The following is a 4,048-nucleotide window of genomic DNA, read 5'->3' as shown; positions in this document are numbered from 1 at the left end:
GCACTTAAACTTGCGTGCAGCTTTCGGCGTTAAATCTTGACGCTTCATACTGGCAGCAATGGTTTTAACATTGTAGCGTTCACCGTTCTCAGACAGTTCTTTTTGGATACGCCTTGAGCCATCTCGGCCTTTGCTGTTGTCGAAAGCTTCTTTAACTTTTGTATCAAGCTGTTGGCGAATAGCCTCACGTTGGATGGCGTTGTGCCGATGCTTAATCCAGTAATAAAACCCACTTCGGGAAATCCCGAACACCTTAGCCATACGCACTATACTGAAGCACAGCAGGTGTTCGAGCATAAACTCGTAGCAATCTACTTTAGATTCTTCGCGAAGTAGGTGGCGGCCTTTTTTACAATTTCTAGCTCTTCAGCTTGCTCAGCCAACTGCCTTTTGAGCTTGGCAACCTCTGCGGTTAGCTCTTGCTCTCGCTGACTAGTACTGGTGTCTTTCTTCGAGTTCTTCCGCCACCCGTAGATTTGAGATTCGTGTAAAGAAAGCTGTCTTGCTGTCGCAGCTACTCCCACTTTATCTGCTAACTTCAGGGCTTCTGCTTTAAATTCAGGGGAATGTTTAATTCTAGTTTTCTTAGTTGTCATTGTTCACCTCGTTAGTGATTGTACTCACTTAACTCAGTGTCCAAAACTGCTGGGGCGGATCAACCTTAAATTACATATTGAACAACAGGAAATTGAGCAGAAAAGAATTGATGCTGAGAGTAAGGAGCTTGGAACGTTAGAAGATCTATTTCATAGCTATACGGAACAAATGAAAATCGACGGAAAGAGAACATATGAGACAGTGTTGAAATCGCTTAAAAAAGAGTGTTATCCGTATATCGATAAGAACATCAAAGCATGCGATGTAACTACGAATGATATCAAATACGTGATCAGTAAAGTGATCCAGCGTGGAGCTATCACTTCAAGTAATAGGGTTCGTAGCTATATTATGGCGGCGTTTAATCATGGAATGCGCTTTGACAACGATCCACGTTACTTCTCTTTAGAGTGTAAATTTGCCTTAAAATACAATCCAGTTTCACTAATTCCTAGGCAGAAAGATGGTGAGAGGGTCGGAGAACGATTCCTCGAATGGCGAGAATTACGTCGCTTTCTAAAAGATCTTCGTGAAAATTATGAGGTTGTGCCTGTTGGGCAAGACCTGAGGCATTTGCTTCAATTGTGTATCTATTTTGGAGGTCAGAGACCATATGAGGTGGTTACACTAGAGTGGTGGAATGTCGATTGGAAAGAGCGGTTCGTGTGTATTACTAAAGAGCGTTCAAAGAACAAAAAGGATCATATTGTACCGCTTAATGAATTGGCTTTTGAAATTCTTCAGAAACAATATGAGCTTTCTGGTGGTGGACGATATGTTTTTCCAAACCCCAAAGATGCAGAAGAACCTATGAGGACTAGCTCAATTTGTCGTGCAGTGACTCGTTATCGTGATGCCGTGGGGTTCGATAAGTTTGTGCCTCGAGATCTGCGTCGAACGTGTAAAACTTTGATGGGGGCATGCCGAATCAGCAAAGAATTGCGAGATCGTATTCAAAATCACGCCTTACAAGATGTGAGTACACGTCACTATGATCGCTATGACTATTTTGACGATAAGTTAGGTGGGCTTGAAATCTGGAGCAGTAAATTGAAAGAGTTGATTGGGTATGTTCCACCAGCGTTGTCAGTTGTACCTTCCGCTGAAACGTTACCTTTTCCAGACATTAAAAGTACTCAGTCGCTAAGAGCTAACCTTAAATAAATATTGTTTTTGAAAGCCCCTACTGGGGCTTTCTGTTGATTTTGTTGCTACCTAGTTTTTGTCTAGATCATTCAGGTGATCAAGTAAGTATTCGGTGTAGTAAAGCGGCATCACGATGTGCTCTTTCTCTGTTGCTGGAGAGCCTTGAGTACCTGTAAGTTTGATTGTCTTGTGGGGCTTGCACTTCTCGATGTAGGATTGCAATGATTTCGCACGGGTTCGCTTACCGCTTTTTACTTCTACAGGTACGATGCGACCTAGGTCATCAGCGATAATGAACTCTATCTCTGCTCTTGCGTCTCCCCAAGAGAAGCTTGGTTCAATACCTAGCGCAGCGATTTCCTGTTGAACATAGTTTTCGGCGACATATCCCTTGTATTCATATCCTTGCTGTTTGATTTCACGGTAACCAGTGCCGAGCATATGGTTCAATAGCCCGACATCAAAGAGAAATAGTTTAACCGTATTTTCCTTTTGATAAGCAGCTAAAGGAGAACGAGGCTGTCCTTCAATAGGATGATTTTTTAAAGCAAGCCGACACTTGTGAAGCCATGTGATCGCACTTTCATATTCAGTATAGCGAGACTTGCGCTCGTGAACTCCCTTGAACTTAAACCGTTTAACGGAGTCGTCGAATACCGAAGATAGTTGAGCGGGAATGCTTCGAAATACAGATTCGGTTAGCTGTGCGTCCACTTTTCCAGAGTACTTTCCGAAATCACGCATGTAGCCCTCAATTAAGTTCCTATGGACTTCAGACACGGCTTCAATGCGTTCAATAATACTGAGTTCTGAGTTTTCGAACCATGAGTTTACGGCTTCAGGCATGCCGCCAACAAAGTAATAGTCGGTCAGTAGTTCGATTAATTTTGTATGAGCCGCTGAAGAGTTCAGCTTTTGGTCAAATGCTTTTTGAAGTGCTTTTTCTCCAGATGCCCACAAGAATTCCCTGAAAGTCAGTGGCCTTAAGTTGTGCAGCTCAACTTTTCCAACGGGAAAGGACGTGAGCAATCCGATATTTGAACCACTGGCCGCAACATAAGCTTTGGGAGCCTTTTCTGCAAAGTACTTAAGAGCGGTGACCGCTCTTGGACATTCACCAATTTCATCTAAAATAAGAAGATCTGTCGATGGCTCGAAGATTTGTCCTGTTAAGAGTTCAATGTTGGTGATGATGTCATCAGGGTTTAGAGAGCCTGAAAAGGCTTCCATTAACTCAGGGCTTTCTAGAAAATCGATTCTTAGGACATTTTCGAATGTACTTCCTAATAGTTCCTGCAATAGGAATGTTTTACCAGTTTGTCTAGCACCGTCAATCAGCAAAGGCTTCCTTGTCGGCTTGTCTTTCCAGGTGAGTAGGTTTTCAAGTAGTGTTCGTTTCATCTAGCCACCTCAGTTAAAGTGCTTATCTGGTCGATTGTTTATTACACAAAAATGCGCAATAAAATGCAATAATAAACATTTTAACGCGCATAAAAATGTATTAAATAATACTTTAATGCGCGTAAAAGTGTTATTTGTGTATTTGTTCGAATGATAGTGTTGGGATTGTGAAGGGAGGGGATGAACCTATGCATCATTTCTGATTGGTTGCTGTGGCAAGGTGATCAATTATCGCAGCTAGAAAGCCCTAACGGACTTTCAGATGCCGAAGTTTCTTGCTAGCGAGTCCTTATAGGTAATAAGCTTTATTAGTAAGTAATCCACTGGTTAAGCGGACAGAACCCTTGGGGTTACAAATAAATGTGGTCTTACCGCCAGCAATGACTTTCTCTACAGCATCATGTTGATGCCCTGCTACCCAATACCTAGCTCTTGAGATCAACTGATTACTCAACCCTGCATGGTAGTAAGGAGCATAAACACTGCTGGCATTTGCTTCTACGGCGAAAGCTTCTTTGGAAGGAAGATGATGTGAAACAACAAGATCAACTTTTTCTGGGAGGTTATTAACGAACGCTTTGTACTGCTCTTCAATCATTTGATGGCTGATGTACTTTGTATCATTCATCAGTTCTGAGTACGCATCATGTAGTGGTCAACTAAAATTGGCCACGGTTTTAGAGTTTTCCCAATATAATCGTTCTGATTCATTGGGAGTTAGACCACCGTTATACTGATGTGGCCTGAGTTGGCAGTAATATCCGATAATGTAGCGGGTGATCTCTTGTTGAGCCTCAGCGAAGCTACGATAACCCACAGTTGGCACCCATTCCGTCTTCAGACTTCTAAAGAAGCGCTCTATCGGCGCATTATCCCAACAGTTTCCTCGGCGAGATAAACTCTG

General features: G+C 42.5%; 3 protein-coding genes and 2 pseudogenes. 1 reads left to right on the top strand and 4 read right to left on the bottom strand.

Annotated elements, in window-relative coordinates:
* Window positions 1-596, bottom strand: a pseudogene (locus AACU59_RS03515) (IS3 family transposase); the annotation flags it as partial.
* Between the two features lie 169 nt (window positions 597-765).
* Between AACU59_RS03515 and AACU59_RS03510 the strand changes: the two are divergent.
* The gene (locus tag AACU59_RS03510; protein ID WP_237666613.1) at window positions 766-1,761 is read left to right on the top strand and encodes a tyrosine-type recombinase/integrase; all 996 of its coding nucleotides are present in this window, start codon (window positions 766-768) and stop codon (window positions 1,759-1,761) included.
* A 51-nt stretch (window positions 1,762-1,812) separates the two neighbouring features.
* Here the strand turns inward: AACU59_RS03510 and AACU59_RS03505 are convergent, their stop codons facing one another.
* The 3 genes and pseudogenes from AACU59_RS03505 to AACU59_RS03495 form a co-directional block, all read right to left on the bottom strand.
* The gene (locus AACU59_RS03505; protein ID WP_094145670.1) at window positions 1,813-3,144 is read right to left on the bottom strand and encodes an ATP-binding protein; all 1,332 of its coding nucleotides are present in this window, start codon (window positions 3,142-3,144) and stop codon (window positions 1,813-1,815) included.
* 289 nt (window positions 3,145-3,433) lie between these two features.
* Window positions 3,434-3,796, bottom strand: a pseudogene (locus AACU59_RS03500) (metallophosphoesterase); the annotation flags it as partial.
* A 3-nt stretch (window positions 3,797-3,799) separates the two neighbouring features.
* The coding region (locus tag AACU59_RS03495) for an integrase core domain-containing protein (RefSeq protein WP_161437571.1) at window positions 3,800-4,048 on the bottom strand (249 nt) is incomplete at its 5' end.

The organism is Vibrio sp. V23_P3S9T160, from assembly GCF_963886625.1.
Lineage (GTDB): Bacteria > Pseudomonadota > Gammaproteobacteria > Enterobacterales > Vibrionaceae > Vibrio > Vibrio anguillarum.
Note: the sequence above shows the minus strand (reverse complement) of the source record. Positions and strands in the feature narration are given on the sequence as shown.

What these genes read in the sequence shown, in the direction of transcription:
- AACU59_RS03510 (WP_237666613.1), top strand. Translation starts at nt 766, where the DNA reads ATGAAAATCGACGGAAAGAGAACATATGAGACAGTGTTGAAATCGCTT.
- AACU59_RS03505 (WP_094145670.1), bottom strand. Translation starts at nt 3,144, where the DNA reads ATGAAACGAACACTACTTGAAAACCTACTCACCTGGAAAGACAAGCCG.